Source organism: Roseobacter fucihabitans, assembly GCF_014337925.2.
Taxonomy (GTDB): Bacteria; Pseudomonadota; Alphaproteobacteria; order Rhodobacterales; family Rhodobacteraceae; genus Roseobacter; species Roseobacter fucihabitans.
Genome location: NZ_CP143423.1, coordinates 983,068 through 997,557 on the forward strand (window position 1 = coordinate 983,068; position 14,490 = coordinate 997,557).

The window sequence follows — 14,490 nt, forward strand, 5'->3', positions numbered from 1 at the left end:
AGTTACTGTTGGACCGAATTGGATGTATCGGTGCTTTTTGGTGTATCGATACAAAAGACATAAAGTTGGAGGAGGAAGGTTATGAAATTTACCAAACGCACGGTTTTGGGTGGCATGCTCGCAGGCATCGTGGCGGCAGTCCCGTCAATTTCGCTCGCAGACGGGTGGACACCGCGCAAGCCGATTGATTTTACCATCATGGCTGGTCCGGGCGGGGGCGCTGATCAGATCGCGCGCTTTATCCAATCTGTCGCTGAAAAGAAGGATCTGACGAACCGTCCGCTGGTACCCAACAACAAGGGGGGCGGCTCGGGCGCAGAGGCGCTTATTCACGTCAGCACTGCCAATGATGCCGATCACACGATCCTTGTGACGTTGAATTCGTTTTTCACAACACCGCTGCGTCAGGCTAATCTGGGCATCGACATTCAAACCTTCACACCGATTGCCATGATGGGGGTCGATCCCTTTGTGCTCTGGGTGCATAAAGACTCCGGCATCACGACATTTGAGGATTACATCGAGAACGTAAAATCCATGAACGGCGAATATGTCATGGGCGGCACCGGGCAGGGGCAGGAAGATTCCATCGTGATCGCCTATATGTCGGATGCTTTTGGCCTCGACATCAAATACATCCCCTACAGCGGTGGGGGTGCGGTGGCCAAAGACCTCGCGGGCAAGCAGATCATGGCGACGGTGAACAACCCCGCAGAGGCCAAGGGTTTCTATGAGGCGGGCGATTTCATACCGCTTCTGGCGTTCTCAGACGAGCGGATGCCGGCCTATCCGGATGTGCCCACCCTGAAGGAAAAGGGACATGACTTTTCCTACTATAACCAGCGCGCCGTCGTGGGCGCACCGGGCATGTCTGCCGAAGCAGCGGCCTATTATCAGGACGTTTTCACCCAGATTTTCGAGAGCGAAGAGTGGCAGGGGTATCTGACCTCTGAGAGCCTCTCGCCGCTATGGATGGACGCGGCCGCGCAACAGGACTACTGGGGCTTGCAGGTTGAAAACCACAAGAAACTGCTTGCCGCTCTGGGCGAATAAGCGCAGCGTTTGAAAAAGGAACGAGGGCCGGATGCGTAAAGGTGAAATTATCACGGCGGGGATTCTGGCCCTCCTCTCGATCTATCTGATGTGGAAAAGTACCGAACTTCCCGTTGGATATATTACCGGGCAGGGGCCGGGCGGTGGTGCTTGGCCGTTCTGGCTCTCGGCGATGATGCTGATTTGCTGCGGGATGATCGCGCTGAACTGGTGGCGCGGCACCAGCCCCCCTTCACAATCGGACGAACCGGTGCTGGATGCCTATGGCTGGCGCATGTTGGTGATGGTGGGCGGGGGCATCGTCGGTTTCGTGGCGCTGGTGAACATCATATCGATGTACGGCGCGATCGCGGTTTTCCTGCTGTATTACGTCAAATACCTCGGACGCCACGGATGGGGTCTGAGCCTGGCGCTGGCGCTGATCACACCGGTCGCTTTCTTCTTTTTCTTCGAGGGGGCCATGCGTATCACCATGCCGACGGGCATGGCCTTCACCGATCCCGTGTTCAATGTTCTCTATGAGATCATTTACTGAATGCTTCTGGCACCGTTCTAAGGACCCCGGCTCAAAATGGAAATCTTCGCTCTTCTGATTGACGGAATGTTGGTTGCCCTCCAGCCGCTCAATCTCACTATGATCGTGATCGGGGTCAGCGTCGGCTTGCTTATCGGCGCGATGCCGGGGCTTGGATCCGTCAATGGGGTTGCGATCCTCTTGCCGGTGACCTTCCTTGTGCCACCGGGATCGGCGATCATCTTTCTGGCCGCGATTTATTACGGAGCAATGTATGGTGGTGCCATTTCGTCAATCACATTGGGCATTCCGGGGGCCTCCACGGCGGTGGCCACCACATTTGACGGACGGCCCTTGGCCAAGCAAGGGCGCGCGAGCCTGGCATTGGTCACGGCGGCGCTGGCCTCCTTTGTGGGCGGGACGGTGGCAAATGTGCTGTTCACGCTTTTCGCGCCCGCGCTGGCCTCTGTGGCGCTGTCGTTTGGCCCGCCGGAGGTTTTTGCGCTGATGTTGCTGGCCTTTGCAACCTTCGTGGGTTTGGGCGGGGATGACATCCCCAAAACCATCTTCTCCATCTGTTTCGGACTGGTGCTGGGCTCGGTCGGGTTCGACCAGATATCGGGTGCGCCGCGTCTGGTGCTTTTCGAGATGAACGGATTCCTGCAAGGTATCGGATTTCTGGTGCTGGCCATTGGCGTCTACGGCATCGGCGAGATGCTCTGGACCATCGAACAATCACGCGGCGAGGTCACCAAGACAACGCCCAAGATGACCGTCAAAGGCATGGCCTCGGACGCCAAGGAAGCCACCAAGCGCGGATGGAAAGGGACGATCATCGGCTCGTTCCTGGGCTTTTTTGTGGGCGTTCTGCCAGCGGCCGGTGCCACGCCGGGATCGCTCATGTCCTACGGCGTGGCCAAGATGGTGTCGCGCAAACCCGAGAGCTTCGGGCAGGGCAATCCCGACGGTGTCGCCGCCCCCGAGGCCGCCAATAATTCTGCCTCGACGGGCTCAATGTTGCCCATGCTGACGCTGGGCATCCCCGGCTCGCCCACGACCGCAATCCTGTTGGGCGGTATGGTGATCTGGGGCCTGGTGCCGGGGCCGCGCCTGTTTGTGGATGAAACCGAATTTGTCTGGGGCCTGATCGGCTCGTTCTACGTGTCGAATATGGCGGCGGTGCTGATCAACCTGGCGTTCATTCCGCTCTTTATCTGGATGCTGCGGATGCCCTTCACGGTGCTGGCCCCGATGATTTTCGTGCTGTCAATTGTGGGGGGCTATGCGGCGACGCGGGACATGTTCGACATCTGGCTGATGGTGGTTTTTGGGATTGGAGCATTTTTCCTGCGCAAGTTCGACTACCCGCTGGCCCCGGCGGTGCTGGCCATCGTGCTTGGTCCGATTGCCGAGCCGACCTTGCGCCAATCGCTGCTCCTCTCCTCGGGCGATCCGTCGATCTTTTTTACCCGCCCCGTGGCCGGACCCATCACCGTCATCGCGCTGATCCTGATCTTCCTGCCCGCGCTTAAACTGCTGCGCCGCAAGCGTAAGGTGGCGTGACCGTGGCCAAACATCACGGATCCGCGTTTAACCTCTGAGGCGATGAGAATCCGTCCTTGAAATAGAGCGGGGATTGCAGATCCCCGGTGATATGCGCCAGCCTGTCGCTTTGACGGAGCAAAGCTGCGGGGGCGGAGGTTGCGCGCGCCACGGCGGTGGAAATGTCCTGACCCACATCATCCACCAGAACGCTTAAGGCGCGTGGCATCTCCAGATCAGCCCCCGCCAGCGTCCCATCGGCCAGCGTCAGGCGGGCGTCCTTGCGAAACACCTCGCGCCCGTTGAGCATAAAGCGATCAATCTGCGATCCGGCGGTGGCCATCGCATCGGTCACCAGAAAAATCTGCCCCGGACCTGGTTTGGCCGCCAGAGCGACGCGCATCGTTGCGGGATGCACATGAATGCCATCCGCGATTAACCCCGCGTGAACATCTTCGCGCATCAGTGTGGCACCAACCAGACCGGGTGCGCGGTTGCCCATCTGGCTCATCGCATTGAACAAATGCGTGACGCAGCGCGCGCCCGCGTCAAAAGCGGACAGGCAAGTGTCGATATCCGCATCCGTGTGGCCCAGCGAGACAATGATGCCCGCCTCCGCCATGATGGTAATCTGCGCATTGGTGACGTTTTCCGGGGCCACGGTGACCATCACATCCGGCAGGTTTGCGGCGGCTTGCAGCATCAAATCCAGGTCTTCATCCGTCATAACGCGGATCCGCGCCGGATCATGCGCGCCTTTTCGTGCAACCGACAGATGCGGCCCCTCAAGATGGATGCCGATGATGCCGGGTACGCTCTGCTCAATCGCCTGCGCAATGGCGTCAATCGCGGCGCGCGTGCGTGCGGGTGTGTCGGTGATCAAGGTGGGCAAAAGCGCACAGGTGCCGCTGGCAGCATGGGCGCGCGCGATGGTGCGCAGGCCCGCGACGGATTGATCGTCGTTGAACATCACGCCGCCGCCGCCATTGACCTGCAAATCCACAAAACCCGGCGTGATCAGCCCGCCGTCCAGCATCTGCACACCACAGCCGGTCGGCAGGTCGCGGATGTGTTTGATCGCCACGTGGCCTTCTGGCGCGATGATCAGGGCGTGATCCTCATGCAGCTGCTGGCCGTCATGGATCTGAGCGCCGACGTAGGCTGTGACGTTGCGGCTCATATCGTTTCGGTCACTTTCTTGAGGTGGCGCGGGGCGTCGGGGTTGATGCCGCGAGAGGCCGCTGTCCGTTCAACCATGGCATAGAAACTCGCGATCAGGGTGATCGGGTCCGTCAGCGCATGGCCGGTCCGGATCGCAGGGAGTGGTGTCGCATGACGCACCGTTGGGCTGGTGGCAAACACGGTTGCGCCTTTTGCGGCCAATTCATCGGCGACGCCGGCCAGGGCGGTTTCGGCCTCATCCTGCGCAGCCAGAGCGATGACGGGAAAGCCTCCGTCTACGATGGACACAGGACCGTGCAACACTTCTGCCGAGGAATAGGATTCCGCGTGGATCTGGCAGGTTTCCTTGAATTTCAGCGCCGCCTCATTTGAGATGGCAGAGGCAGGTCCGCGCCCCAGACAGAAGATCGAATTGCGCCCCTCAAGGGCTGCCCGTGCTTCTGGCCAATCGGTGTGAACCGCGCTTTCCAGTTTTTGGGGTAGCTCATGGATGGCAGCGCGCAGCGCGTCATCTTCGGCCCATTCCGCCAACAGCCAGATGCCTGCTACGGCTGAATTCACAAATGTCTTTGTTGCCGCCACGCTGATTTCGGGCCCCGCGTGAAGGTTCAATGTATGATCGGCGACCTGTGCCAAAGGGCTGTCAGAGTGGTTCGTCATGGCGATGGACAAAGCGCCACCCGAGCGTGCCATACGCGCCATCTCGACGATATCGGGGCTTTTGCCCGACTGGGACACGGACAGACAGACGCTACCTTCAAGGTTCAGTTTGCGTTTATAGATCGAGGCAATGGAGGGTCCGATGGAGGCAATCGGTGTTCCTGTCAGCAATTCGGACACATATTTGAGGTATGTCGCGACGTGATCGGATGACCCGCGGGCCACGCTAACCATATAGGCAGGGGAGCGGGCGCGGATCGCATCTGCGGCGCGGCCTATTTCGTCTGCGCCGTGGTGCAACAACCGGTCTACCGCGACCGGTATCTCAAGCACTTCACGGCGCATCTGTGTGCGTTCTATCGTCATTTGATCAGCCCTATTCCTTGGCAAGGCGCAGCTCTGCTACAAAGTTGTAGGCGTCTGCGCGGTAAATGGATTGTGTGAATTCGACGATGCGCCCGTCTGTCAGATAGGAGGTGCGTTCGATCCGCAGGCCTGCCTTGCCGGGCGCAACCTCGAGAAGGTTCGCGTTTTTTTCATCGAGGTTGAGGGCGGAAATGCGTTGCAGCGCGCGCACCGGGCGCAAGCCCGTCGCCTCAAGTGCATCATAGAGAGACGTATCGACCCCCATCGGGTCGGGCAGCATTTGCGTGGAGAGTGACGCGCGCTCGATCGCCATAGGCCTGCCATCGGCTGTTCGCAGCCGCGCCAGACGCGCAACCGAGGCGTCCTGTGAGAGCGCCAGCGCAAGCACCTCATCCGGGGAGGGCATGAAGACGCCACGTTCGAGCCAGATGCTGCTGGAGGTCATGCCACGGCGCGCCATATCCTCGCTGAACGAGGTCAGGCGCGACAGGGATTGGTCGATCTGCGGTGTGGGATGCGCAACGAATGATCCCGAGCCTTGCCGCTGTATGATGATACCATCCTCAGCGAGGGCCTGAATGGCCTTGCGCACCGTGACGCGGGACAATTGCGTGATGGTTGCGATCTCGCGCTCGGGCGGCAGGGAGTGGCCGGTTTTTAACACGCCTTGCGCCACACCTTCGCTCAGTCTCTGATGCAATTGCACATACCTTGGGCCGCCACCCTGCTGTAGCCATTGCTCCGGATTCAAGAACGCCGTGATGTTCATCGGGTTTTTTCTGCCCTGTGGGCCGCGCTGATTCCGGCAAGCCGGAAAGCACCGTCCAAAGCGCTGCCGCGAGGCTCAACGCGGTTTGTCAGAAATACCGGCGGCAAGTAATCGGCGTAATGCGGACCCACGCCGCCCTTCAGGCAAAGCCTGTCGCCCGCCCGAAACCCCAATCTCGTTAAACATGCCTCAAGGTGGTCCGCGCCCTCTTGCAGGATCGTGCGGGCCGCCGGATCACCGCCCTTGCCAGCCGCGATGACATCGGGCGCGAATTTCGCAAAATCGCCCGGTCTGGCAGCACTTGCGAAGCTTGAGATCGCCCGCGGGTCATGGTCGAATTTTGCGAAGACATCGGCGCAAAGCCCGCCGGATTGCGCCAAGCCGTCATGGCAAAGTAAAACATGTTCGAGCGCCGCACGCCCCAGCCAGGCCCCGGACCCCTGATCGGCGACCTGAAAACCCCATCCGCCGACATAGTCAAACGCTCCGCCCCGACTGCATGCGGCTATGGTCCCGGTGCCGATGGCGAGAACATAGCCGTCCGCGCCGTCCAAAGCCCCGGTTACGGTGGTGCCGCGATCATCACTCACTGTGACCCGGTGATAGGGCAGGGCTGCGGCGATGCGCGCGCTGTCCTGTGTGCTCATAACGCCCGCCAACCCCAGATAGACTTCGGCATGTTCAAGCCAGGCCGTGTCGATATCGCCGCTATTGGCGGCGGCGGCTATAGCGGCGCGGATATTCTTGATCGCTAAACTAAAGTCGGAGGTGGCATTGGCAGGGCCACCTTCGGATTTTGTTAGAACGCCATGCGCGCCTGTGCCGATGGCAGCGCGGCACCCCGTGCCGCCGCCATCCACCCCGATCAGCCATGTGTGCGTGGAATCAGACATGCAATACCTTTATAATACCTATTTCTGAAATGATAGGTATATATCAAAAAATTTGGCAATTGCCGCGTGAAATATGAATTTTTATTTGGTTTTGTAAAAAGTATTGGACAATAGGTATCTAAAAGGTATTAGATTGAGGTGAGGGGGATTCGAATGTCAACGCCAGCCACGGAACATAGATCGCAAGGTATCTCTATTGATGCGATGTCTTTGCCGGATGCCGTGTCCGCTTTTACCACGGGGCAATGTGCGGCGATCGCCGCCGTTGATCTGGCGGCTTCTGATGTTATCAGCGGCGCAGAGGCGATGGCGCGGGCGCAGCGCTGCGGCGGTTCACTGGTCTATGTGGCTGCGGGCAGTTCGGGGTTGATGGCTCTGGCGGATGCCAGCGAATTGCCCGGCACCTTTGGCGTCCCGCAAGCCTCGGTCAAAATTCACATGGCGGGTGGCGTCCCTGTCACGGGCCATATGCCCGGTGATACGGAAGATGATCACACCGCCGCGCCCGAGATCACGCGCAATCTTGGCCCCAAGGATGTGGTGATTGTTTTAAGCGCAAGCGGGTCAACACCCTATGCCGTCGCGGTGGCGCAAATGGCAAGGGCGAAGGGGTGCTGCGTCGTTGCCATCGCGAACAACCGCGATACGGTGCTCTTGGCCGCCGCAGATGTCGCGATCTGTCTGGCAACGCCGGCAGAGATCATTGCCGGTTCCACACGTCTGGGGGCGGGCACGGCGCAGAAGGTTGCACTTAACCTGATGTCAACGCTGATGGGCGTCATGCTGGGCCATGTTTATGACGGCATGATGGTCAATGTGGTTGCGGACAACAAAAAACTGAGGGCGCGCGCCGTTGGTATGGTATGTCACATTGTTGATGTATCCACGGCCCAAGCCGAGAGCGCTTTGGAGCGCGCAGATGGGCGCGTTAAGCTGGCGGTGCTTTTGGCCGCGGGGTGCGCGCTGGCGGAGGCCGAGCGATTATTGCGCGACCACGATGGGCATCTTGGCCCTTGCCTTCAACTTCTTCGACCTAAAACGAAATAAAAAATTCAACACGGGAGACGATCATGACAACTCAGACAAAACTCATTGCGGCCTTGATGGCAGGCACCCTTATGGCGGGCACCGCATCCGCGCAGGATGTGACCTTGACAATTGAAAGCTGGCGCAATGATGACCTGGCCATTTGGCAGGACAAAATCATCCCCGCTTTCGAGGCGGCGCATCCGGGCATCAAGCTGAACTTCACCCCCTCTGCTCCGGCAGAATATAACGCGGTGCTGAACTCCAAACTGGACGCGGGTTCTGCCGGGGATATCATCACCTGCCGTCCCTTTGATGCCTCACAGGCACTGTTCGAGGCGGGGCATCTGGCAGATATCAGCGATCTGGACGGCATGGCGAACTTCTCGCCCGTTGCCAAGTCAGGCTGGAGCACGGATGACGCCGCCACGCAGTATTGCGTCCCCATGGCCTCGGTGATTCACGGTTTCATCTATAACAAAGACGCCTTTGAAGAGGTCGGTATCGAGGAACCCACAACCGAAGCGGAATTCTTCGCCGCCCTTGAGGCGATCAAGCAAGACGGCAATTACATCCCGATGGCGATGGGCACAAACGACCAGTGGGAAGCCGCCACGATGGGGTATAACAACATCGGTCCGAACTACTGGAAGGGCGAGGAGGGGCGTCTTGCCCTGCTCGCAGGCGATCAGAAACTGACCGATGAGGCCTGGGTTGCCCCCTACCGCCAGCTTGCCAAATGGGCCCCCTATCTGGGGGATGGCTATGAGGCGCAGACCTATCCCGACAGCCAGAACATTTTTACGCTGGGACGTGCTGCGATCTATCCGGCGGGCTCCTGGGAAATTTCCGGTTTCAACGGTCTGGCCGATTTCGAAATGGGCGCGTTTTATCCACCTGTGCAGGCGGCGGGCGATACCTGCTATATCTCGGATCACACCGACATCGGCATTGGCATGAATGCAGCCACACCGAACCCGGAAGCGGCGCAAACCTTTCTGAACTGGGTTGGATCCTCGGAATTCGCGACAATCTTTGCCAACGCGCTGCCGGGGTTCTTCCCGTTGTCATCGGGTCCGGTGACGCTTGAGGATCCGCTGGCGCAGGAGTTCATTTCCTGGCGCGGCGAGTGCGAAAGCTCGATCCGTTCAACCTATCAGATCCTGTCGCGCGGCACTCCCAATCTTGAAAACGAGACATGGAACGCCTCCGTCGCCGTAATCAAGGGGGAGGAAACCCCCGAGGACGCGGGGGCACGCCTTCAGAACGGTCTGTCCAGCTGGTACGCACCCCACCAATAGGGTCCAACATGCCCCGGGGCTCGACCCCGGGGCCTCCTTTCCTCGCAGCGGGTACGCGTTAAATACGCATTTCCACGCCCTCCGAACCCCAGGATCACCCCATGTCCAAGAGCGCATCAAAACCGAAATTCCGATGGCACATCGTGGTCTTTTTGGCCCCTGCGGTGCTGGTCTACACGGCTGTCATGATCTATCCTTTGTTCAACACGCTGCGCCTGTCGCTCTTTACCGAGATCGATCAGGAACGCGTCTATGTGGGCTTGCAGAACTTCCGCACCCTGTTTGGGCAAAGCGTCTGGTCCGATCAATTCTGGAACGCGCTTGGGAATAATTTCTGGTTCTTCGTGATCCACATGCTGGTACAAAACCCCATCGGTATTGCGCTGGCCGCGGTCCTGAGCCACCCGAAACTGCGCTTTGCCAGCTTTTACCGCTCCGCCATCTTCATTCCCACGATCTTGTCGTTCGTCATTGTCGGTTTCGCCTGGAAATTGATCCTCTCGCCGATCTGGGGCATCGCGCCGGGCATGCTGGATGCGGTCGGGCTCAAATCGCTCTATGCGCCCTGGCTGGGCAAACAGGAATATGCGCTCACCACGCTGGCGCTGGTATCGGTCTGGCAGTTTGTGGGCATACCGATGATGCTGATCTATGCCGCGCTCCTGTCAATTCCCGATGAAATCCTGGAGGCCGCAGAGGTTGAAGGCATCACCGGCTGGTCCGCCTTCTGGAAAATCAAATTACCGCTCATTCTGCCCTCCATCGGGATCATCTCGATCCTGACCTTTGTGGCGAACTTCAATGCTTTTGACCTCATTTATGCCGCACAGGGTGCGCTGGCGGGGCCGGATTTCTCTACCGATATTCTGGGTACCTTCATGTATCGCACCTTCTTTGGTTTCCAGTTGCAACTGGGCGATCCGCATATGGGCTCGGCCATCGCCTCGGCTATGTTCGCCATCATCCTTATCGGCGTGTGCCTGTATCTCTTCGGGATCCAGTCGCGCATGCGCCGCTACCAGTTCTGAGGAGGACACCATGAACGCTGCCCGCCAGAACCGCCTCAACACCATTGCCGCCCATGGCGCGCTGATCCTTTATGTCTTGATCGCGCTCTTCCCGGTTTTCGTGATCGTCATCAACAGCTTCAAGACGCGCAAAGCCATCTTTCGCGAACCGCTGGCGATGCCGAATGCCGACAGCTTTTCGTTGATCGGCTATGAAACTGTCCTGAAACAGGGGGATTTCTTCCTCTACTTCCAAAACTCGATGATCGTCACCGTGGGTTCGCTATTTTTCATCCTGCTATTTGGGGCGATGGCGGCCTTCGCGCTGGCCGAATATCGCTTCAAGGGTAATACCATCATGGGCCTCTACCTCGCGCTTGGCATTATGATCCCGATCCGCATCGGCACCGTCGCGATTCTGGAGATGATGGTGCAAACGGGGCTGGTCAACACGCTCTGGGCGCTGATCCTGGTCTATACCGCCCAAGGCCTGCCGCTGGCGGTGTTTATCCTGTCCGAGTTCATGCGCCAGGTCAGTGATGATCTCAAAAACGCCGGCCGCATTGATGGGCTGTCCGAATATCGTATCTTCTTCAGTCTCGTGCTGCCGCTGGTGCGCCCGGCCATGGCGACGGTAGCCGTGTTCAACATGATCCCGATCTGGAACGATCTGTGGTTCCCGCTGATCCTGGCTCCGGCCGAAGAGGTCAAAACCCTGACACTGGGCAGTCAGGTGTTTATCGGGCAATTTGTCACCGACTGGAACGCGGTCCTGTCAGCCCTGTCCCTGGCGATCCTGCCCGCCCTGGCGCTTTACGTCATATTTTCGCGCCAACTCATTCGCGGCATCACATCGGGAGCGGTTAAATGAACACCCATGTCGTGCTTTTGCTTAACAGTGATCAATTTGCCGAAGATGTTCTTGCCAAAAGACAGGTTCTTTCGAGGTCTGGCTATGAACTGGCAGGCATTGTCGATCCATCACAAAAAGACCCTGTTGTCTCAAAAAGTGGTATCCCGGTGACCAATTCCATTCCAATGGCTGCGGAAATTTGCCGGACCGCCATCTTCTTGTATGGCGATACGATCCTTCACACCAACGCGATGGAGGTACCTAGATGGCAAACCTCCGAACATTGATTGTGGGCCTTGGCACCATGGGGCGCAGCCATGCGCTGGCCTATCACGCCCATCCCGGTGCCGAAATCATCGGGCTGACCAACCGCTCGGACGTTGAGTTGCCAGCCGAACTGGCGCCTTATCCGCGGTTCACCCGTTTTGAGGAAGGCTTGGCGCTCAAGCCCGATCTGGTCTGCATCGCCACCTATTCTGACAGCCATGCGGATTATGCCATTGCCGCGATGGAAGCCGGGGCGGATGTTTTCATCGAAAAACCGCTCGCCACCAGCGTGGCGGATGCCGAGCGCGTGGTGGAAACGGCGCAGCGGCTGAACCGCAAGCTCGTTGTAGGCTACATCCTGCGTCATCATCCAAGTTGGCAGCGCCTGATCACCGAGGCCCGCGCTCTGGGGGGGCCTTATGTGTTTCGCATGAACCTCAATCAACAATCCAGTGGCCCCGCCTGGGAGACGCATAAAGCACTGATGCAAACCACCTCCCCGCTGGTGGATTGCGGTGTGCATTATGTTGATGTGATGTGCCAGATCACCGATGCAAAGCCGATCCGCGTCAGTGGCATGGGCCTGCGCCTCAGCGATGAGATCGCGCCCGACATGTATAATTACGGCCAGTTGCAGGTGTGGTTCGAGGATGGATCCGTCGGTTGGTATGAGGCCGGATGGGGCCCGATGATGTCTGAGACCGCGTTTTTCGTCAAAGACGTCGTTTCCCCCAACGGTGCCGTGTCGATTATCGAGAACAACAAGGGCGCATCGGATGATGTGGATGGCCATACCCGCGTCGGCGCGATCCGGCTGCACCGCCCCTGTGGGGACAAGCTGATCGACTTGCCGGATGAACCGGGCCATCAGGAATTATGTGATACCGAGCAAGCCTTTATGATCGACGCCGTGAAAAGCGGTGCCGATCTGACCCGCCATATGAGCGATGCGGTGCAGTCCTTGCGGATATGTCTGGCCGCAGATGAGAGCATCCGCAAGGGCCGCCCCGTAGATCTAGGAGAGACCACATGACCGCTTTGATACTCAACGATGTTTGTAAATCCTTCGGCGCGGTCGAGGTCCTGCGTGACATCAACCTCACCGTTGAGGAGGGCGAGTTCGTCGTCTTCGTCGGCCCGTCGGGGTGCGGCAAATCCACTCTGCTGCGCGTGATCGCGGGGCTGGAGGATGCCACCAGCGGCACGGTGAACATCGGCGGTGATGTCGTCAACGCCATCCCCCCCGCCAAACGCGGCATTGCGATGGTGTTCCAATCCTATGCGCTTTATCCGCACCTCTCTGTACGCGACAATATGGCTCTGGGGCTCAAGCAGGAAAAACAACCCAAGTCCGAGATCGACGCCCGCGTCGACAAAGCGACCAAAATGCTGGATCTGGGAAAATACATTGATCGCCGCCCCGCTGATCTGTCAGGCGGTCAACGCCAGCGTGTGGCTATCGGACGTGCGATTGTACGCGAGCCGAAGCTGTTTCTTTTTGACGAACCGCTCTCCAATCTTGATGCCGCATTGCGTATGAACACGCGTATCGAAATCGCCGAGCTGCACCGGACGCTGAGCGCCTCGATGATCTATGTGACACATGACCAGACCGAAGCGATGACGCTGGCGGATAAAATCGTCGTGCTGCGCGATGGTCGTGTGGAACAGGTCGGCTCCCCCATGGAGCTTTATAATAACCCGGCCAATCAATTCGTCGCCGGGTTTCTCGGCTCGCCTGCGATGAATTTCCTGCAAAGGGCACCGCTTGCCATTCCGCCCGGCGGTGCCTTGGGCGTGCGCCCCGAACATCTGCGCCTGGTGCCAGGGGGCCGCATCAAGGGCCGCGTGAGCCATGTGGAACGTCTGGGCGGGGATACCAATTTATTGGTGCATACACAGCAGGAGGAAGCCCTGACGGTGCGCATTTTCGGGCAGGATGACACCCCAGTGGGCGCCGATATCGAGTTGGATTTTGAGGACGCTCACGCCTTTGCCTTCGATGACCAACATCAAAGGGTCAGATCCTAACCGCCCCCCACGGCGCGCGCACTAAAGGTTTCTGGACGCACCCCTTGAGATCAGCAATTCCTTCTGTGCCCGCGCGCTCACGCTATACCGCTGACCGGGACCCTCAAGGCGCTTAAACGCGCGTTTCCATACGGGTACGTATTCAAATTGATGCCGTACCGCGCCGCTCAATAGGTGGCGCGTCCGCCGGACAGATCGAAGGCGGCCCCGGTGGTGAAGCTGTTCTCCCGGCTGACCAGCCAGCAGATCATCGCCGCCGCCTCGCCCAATTCCAGAAAACGCCCCCGTGGGATTTTGGAGAGCATGAAATCAATGTGCTCTTGGGACATCTGATCAAAAATCCGCGTGCGCGCTGCGGCGGGGGTGACGCAGTTCACCGCAATATCCTTATCCGCCAATTCCTTGCCCAGCGATTTGGTCAACCCGATCACCGCCGCCTTGGAGGCAGAATAGGCGCTGGCATTGGGGTTGCCTTCCTTGCCCGCAACCGAGGCGATGTTGAGAATGCGCCCGTAGTTTTGCGCCTCCATCACGGGCACCACGGCTCTGTTGACGTGGAATGTCCCCAAAAGGTTGATCTCTGTGATCCGGCGGAACTCCTCGACCGGATATGTCAACAAAGGCGCATTCGATCCGGCGATCCCGGCGGAGTTCACACAGATATCCACGCGCCCGGCGGTCTCGAGCGTGCGCTGCATTGCGCTCTCAACGCTGTCCCAATTGGCGACATCCACGGCACAAGCAAAGGCAACCCCTCCGATGTCGCCTGCGGTTTGGACGGCGAGGTCACCTTCAAGATCCCAGATGGCAAGGCGTGCCCCCCGCTCGGCCAGACGTTGGGCGACGGCACCGCCAATCCCCTGCGCGCCTCCCGTTACGATTGCGACTTGGTCTGAAAATTCCATTACTTGCGCTCTTTCATGCTCTCTTCATCAAGGTCCCGCCGTGCGCACGCTGTGTTCTGTTGGATCGCTTATTTGTACCCCTGAACGCGGCACCCGCGGGACAAAGCGCAGTGTGGGGCGT

The 14,490-nt window shown here is 59.0% G+C and carries 15 protein-coding genes; 10 read left to right on the forward strand and 5 right to left on the reverse strand.

Annotation, left to right across the window (positions count from 1 at the left end):
- Positions 1-81 precede the first annotated feature (81 nt).
- From ROLI_RS04975 to ROLI_RS04985, 3 genes are read left to right on the forward strand one after another with little or no spacing between them, the layout of a single operon-like run.
- On the forward strand, positions 82-1,053 hold the full coding sequence (locus ROLI_RS04975) for a tripartite tricarboxylate transporter substrate binding protein (RefSeq protein ID WP_187429748.1): 972 nt from the start codon (positions 82-84) through the stop codon (positions 1,051-1,053).
- Positions 1,054-1,084: 31 nt separating this feature from the next.
- Positions 1,085-1,588: a tripartite tricarboxylate transporter TctB family protein gene (locus ROLI_RS04980; RefSeq protein WP_187429747.1), complete on the forward strand. Its 504-nt coding sequence runs from the start codon at positions 1,085-1,087 to the stop codon at positions 1,586-1,588.
- Positions 1,589-1,624: 36 nt separating this feature from the next.
- Positions 1,625-3,130 carry a tripartite tricarboxylate transporter permease gene (locus ROLI_RS04985; protein ID WP_187429746.1) on the forward strand — a complete coding sequence of 502 codons (1,506 nt, stop codon included), beginning with the start codon at positions 1,625-1,627 and terminating at the stop codon, positions 3,128-3,130.
- Between the two features lie 13 nt (positions 3,131-3,143).
- Here the strand turns inward: ROLI_RS04985 and nagA are convergent, their stop codons facing one another.
- From nagA to ROLI_RS05005, 4 genes are read right to left on the reverse strand one after another with little or no spacing between them, the layout of a single operon-like run.
- Positions 3,144-4,289: an N-acetylglucosamine-6-phosphate deacetylase gene (gene nagA / locus ROLI_RS04990; RefSeq protein WP_187429745.1), complete on the reverse strand. Its 1,146-nt coding sequence runs from the start codon at positions 4,287-4,289 to the stop codon at positions 3,144-3,146.
- On the reverse strand, positions 4,286-5,317 hold the full coding sequence (locus ROLI_RS04995; RefSeq protein WP_187429744.1) for an SIS domain-containing protein: 1,032 nt from the start codon (positions 5,315-5,317) through the stop codon (positions 4,286-4,288). The genes nagA and ROLI_RS04995 overlap by 4 nt, the downstream gene beginning before the upstream one ends.
- A gap of 10 nt (positions 5,318-5,327) precedes the next feature.
- On the reverse strand, positions 5,328-6,086 hold the full coding sequence (locus ROLI_RS05000) for a GntR family transcriptional regulator (RefSeq protein WP_187429743.1): 759 nt from the start codon (positions 6,084-6,086) through the stop codon (positions 5,328-5,330).
- Positions 6,083-6,979, reverse strand: coding sequence for a BadF/BadG/BcrA/BcrD ATPase family protein (locus ROLI_RS05005; protein ID WP_187429742.1), 897 nt, complete (start codon positions 6,977-6,979; stop codon positions 6,083-6,085). The genes ROLI_RS05000 and ROLI_RS05005 overlap by 4 nt, the downstream gene beginning before the upstream one ends.
- A gap of 153 nt (positions 6,980-7,132) precedes the next feature.
- Between ROLI_RS05005 and ROLI_RS05010 the strand changes: the two genes are divergently transcribed.
- The 7 genes from ROLI_RS05010 (at position 7,133) to ROLI_RS05040 (ending at position 13,464) form a co-directional block, all read left to right on the forward strand.
- Entirely contained in the window at positions 7,133-8,026 is an 894-nt protein-coding gene (locus ROLI_RS05010; RefSeq protein WP_187429741.1) for an N-acetylmuramic acid 6-phosphate etherase, read from the forward strand.
- Between the two features lie 23 nt (positions 8,027-8,049).
- Positions 8,050-9,306, forward strand: coding sequence for an ABC transporter substrate-binding protein (locus tag ROLI_RS05015; RefSeq protein WP_187429740.1), 1,257 nt, complete (start codon positions 8,050-8,052; stop codon positions 9,304-9,306).
- A gap of 101 nt (positions 9,307-9,407) precedes the next feature.
- Entirely contained in the window at positions 9,408-10,334 is a 927-nt protein-coding gene (locus ROLI_RS05020; RefSeq protein WP_187429739.1) for a carbohydrate ABC transporter permease, read from the forward strand.
- 10 nt (positions 10,335-10,344) lie between these two features.
- Entirely contained in the window at positions 10,345-11,184 is an 840-nt protein-coding gene (locus tag ROLI_RS05025; RefSeq protein WP_187429738.1) for a carbohydrate ABC transporter permease, read from the forward strand.
- Positions 11,181-11,453: a hypothetical protein gene (locus tag ROLI_RS05030; protein WP_187429737.1), complete on the forward strand. Its 273-nt coding sequence runs from the start codon at positions 11,181-11,183 to the stop codon at positions 11,451-11,453. Before ROLI_RS05025 ends, ROLI_RS05030 begins: the two co-directional genes overlap by 4 nt.
- The gene (locus ROLI_RS05035; protein WP_187429736.1) at positions 11,432-12,466 is read left to right on the forward strand and encodes a Gfo/Idh/MocA family protein; all 1,035 of its coding nucleotides are present in this window, start codon (positions 11,432-11,434) and stop codon (positions 12,464-12,466) included. The genes ROLI_RS05030 and ROLI_RS05035 overlap by 22 nt, the downstream gene beginning before the upstream one ends.
- Positions 12,463-13,464 carry an ABC transporter ATP-binding protein gene (locus tag ROLI_RS05040; protein ID WP_187429735.1) on the forward strand — a complete coding sequence of 334 codons (1,002 nt, stop codon included), beginning with the start codon at positions 12,463-12,465 and terminating at the stop codon, positions 13,462-13,464. Before ROLI_RS05035 ends, ROLI_RS05040 begins: the two co-directional genes overlap by 4 nt.
- A gap of 167 nt (positions 13,465-13,631) precedes the next feature.
- Here the strand turns inward: ROLI_RS05040 and ROLI_RS05045 are convergent, their stop codons facing one another.
- Positions 13,632-14,369, reverse strand: a complete 738-nt coding sequence (locus tag ROLI_RS05045) for an SDR family NAD(P)-dependent oxidoreductase (RefSeq protein WP_187429734.1) — start codon at positions 14,367-14,369, stop codon at positions 13,632-13,634.
- Positions 14,370-14,490 lie beyond the last annotated feature (121 nt).

Coding starts and splice junctions, on each gene's coding strand:
- ROLI_RS05035 (WP_187429736.1), top strand. CDS start 11,432: ATGGCAAACCTCCGAACATTGATTGTGGGCCTTGGCACCATGGGGCGC.
- ROLI_RS05015 (WP_187429740.1), top strand. CDS start 8,050: ATGACAACTCAGACAAAACTCATTGCGGCCTTGATGGCAGGCACCCTT.
- ROLI_RS04975 (WP_187429748.1), top strand. CDS start 82: ATGAAATTTACCAAACGCACGGTTTTGGGTGGCATGCTCGCAGGCATC.
- ROLI_RS04980 (WP_187429747.1), top strand. CDS start 1,085: ATGCGTAAAGGTGAAATTATCACGGCGGGGATTCTGGCCCTCCTCTCG.
- nagA (WP_187429745.1), bottom strand. CDS start 4,289: ATGAGCCGCAACGTCACAGCCTACGTCGGCGCTCAGATCCATGACGGC.
- ROLI_RS04995 (WP_187429744.1), bottom strand. CDS start 5,317: ATGACGATAGAACGCACACAGATGCGCCGTGAAGTGCTTGAGATACCG.
- ROLI_RS05040 (WP_187429735.1), top strand. CDS start 12,463: ATGACCGCTTTGATACTCAACGATGTTTGTAAATCCTTCGGCGCGGTC.
- ROLI_RS05045 (WP_187429734.1), bottom strand. CDS start 14,369: ATGGAATTTTCAGACCAAGTCGCAATCGTAACGGGAGGCGCGCAGGGG.
- ROLI_RS05025 (WP_187429738.1), top strand. CDS start 10,345: ATGAACGCTGCCCGCCAGAACCGCCTCAACACCATTGCCGCCCATGGC.
- ROLI_RS05020 (WP_187429739.1), top strand. CDS start 9,408: ATGTCCAAGAGCGCATCAAAACCGAAATTCCGATGGCACATCGTGGTC.
- ROLI_RS04985 (WP_187429746.1), top strand. CDS start 1,625: ATGGAAATCTTCGCTCTTCTGATTGACGGAATGTTGGTTGCCCTCCAG.
- ROLI_RS05005 (WP_187429742.1), bottom strand. CDS start 6,979: ATGTCTGATTCCACGCACACATGGCTGATCGGGGTGGATGGCGGCGGC.
- ROLI_RS05000 (WP_187429743.1), bottom strand. CDS start 6,086: ATGAACATCACGGCGTTCTTGAATCCGGAGCAATGGCTACAGCAGGGT.
- ROLI_RS05010 (WP_187429741.1), top strand. CDS start 7,133: ATGTCAACGCCAGCCACGGAACATAGATCGCAAGGTATCTCTATTGAT.
- ROLI_RS05030 (WP_187429737.1), top strand. CDS start 11,181: ATGAACACCCATGTCGTGCTTTTGCTTAACAGTGATCAATTTGCCGAA.